Annotated in this window: 1 pseudogene; it reads right to left on the reverse strand. The window is 46.9% G+C overall.

From position 1 onward, the window contains the following. A pseudogene (locus R7Q46_RS29285) lies at positions 1 to 559 on the reverse strand (sulfite reductase subunit beta); the annotation flags it as partial.

A 559-nucleotide genomic window follows, 5' to 3' on the forward strand; every position in this document is an offset into this window, starting at 1 on the left:
TTTTCAGCGGCTTCCCCGGATAATCCAGCAATCGACCATTCTCGATAAATAACGCCAAGTGGAATTTACCATCGATACCTTCTACCCAACCAATACGGTCACCACGTTCAGTGAACTCATACGGGCGGCTAGCTTCAAACTGAATGCCCGCACGTTTTTCTACTTCTGCTTTAAAGACATCTGTACCGACGCGGTCGAGTGTGTATTTGGTTTTGGCGTTTTTACGGTTTGAACGGTTACCCCAGTCACGCTGAGTTGTCACAACTGCAGCCGCGACATCTAAGGTTTTTTCTAGAGGAATGAAACCAAAGTCATCAGCTCGACGTGGGTAAGTCGACGTATCGCCATGTGTCATCGCCAAACCACCACCCACTAGCACATTAAAGCCAACCAATTTGCCGTTATCGGCAATCGCAACGAAGTTCAAATCATTCGCGTGGACATCCACATCATTTTGTGGAGGAATGACTACGGTTGTTTTGAACTTACGTGGTAAGTAAGTTTTGCCCAGGATCGGCTCATCTTCTTCAGTCGATTCGACTTTTTCTCCGTCTAACCA

It is taken from the genome of Vibrio sp. 811 (genome assembly GCF_033339195.1).